Annotated in this window: 2 tRNA genes and 2 rRNA genes; all 4 read left to right on the forward strand. The window is 45.5% G+C overall.

The features are described from left to right. Nucleotides 1-113: ribosomal RNA gene (locus tag NAT50_RS12290) — 16S ribosomal RNA — on the forward strand; the annotation flags it as partial. Between the two features lie 89 nt (nt 114-202). Continuing rightward, nucleotides 203-276, forward strand: a tRNA-Ile gene (locus NAT50_RS12295). A gap of 87 nt (nt 277-363) precedes the next feature. Next, nucleotides 364-437: transfer RNA gene (locus NAT50_RS12300), tRNA-Ala, on the forward strand. 103 nt (nt 438-540) lie between these two features. Further along, nucleotides 541-1,042 (forward strand): 23S ribosomal RNA (locus NAT50_RS12305); the annotation flags it as partial.

The following is a 1,042-nucleotide window of genomic DNA, read 5'->3' on the forward strand; positions in this document are numbered from 1 at the left end:
TGGGGGTACCTGAAGTCGGTCGCCGCAAGGAGCTGCCTAGGGTAAAACTGGTAACTAGGGCTAAGTCGTAACAAGGTAGCCGTACCGGAAGGTGCGGCTGGAACACCTCCTTTCTAGAGACGAAAAAAAGAAGTTGGGAAGTGAAGATTTAGATTTTTTTTACTCTTGCTGTTAATTCAAATAAAAAAGGCTTAAAATACAGAGTCTCGTAGCTCAGCTGGTTAGAGTACTACACTGATAATGTAGGGGTCGGCAGTTCGAGTCTGCCCGGGACTACTTTTTTAAAGCACAAAGGAAATTTTAGAGGTTGAGTGACCGTTTGAAGTACTGTTAACTGATAACTGTTAACTGAACACTAAAGACGGGGGATTAGCTCAGCTGGCTAGAGCGCCTGCCTTGCACGCAGGAGGTCATCGGTTCGACTCCGATATTCTCCACAAATCGCAACAGCGATAAAAGTTCATTGACATATTGAGATAAACATACAAAAAGTAGAAAGAACAAGGTTTTGCTTAGTAATAAGTAAAGCAAAAAAGAAACAATAAGCAAAATAAGGGCGTATGGGGGATGCCTAGGCTCTCAGAGGCGAGGAAGGACGTGATAAGCTGCGAAAAGCTACGGGGATTGGCACATACGAATTGATCCGTAGATATCCGAATGGGGCAACCCGGCATGTTGAAGACATGTCACTCCGATAGGAGGGCGAACCCGCTGAACTGAAACATCTAAGTAGGCGGAGGAGAAGAAAACAAAAGTGATTCCGTAAGTAGTGGCGAGCGAACGCGGATTAGCCCAAACCAATGTTGTTACGGCAATATTGGGGTTGTAGGACCACGACATTTCTTGCGGATTGAATTAGAATAACCTGGAAAGGTTAACCAAAGAGGGTGATAGTCCCGTATAAGTAAGAGAAGATAAGGATAGTGGTATCCTGAGTAGGGCGGGGCACGTGAAACCCTGTCTGAATTTGGCGGGACCATCCGCTAAGGCTAAATACTCCTGAGAGACCGATAGTGAACCAGTACTGTGAAGGAAAGGTGAA

The organism is Flavobacterium luminosum (assembly GCF_023635005.1).
Classification (GTDB): domain Bacteria; phylum Bacteroidota; class Bacteroidia; order Flavobacteriales; family Flavobacteriaceae; genus Flavobacterium; species Flavobacterium luminosum.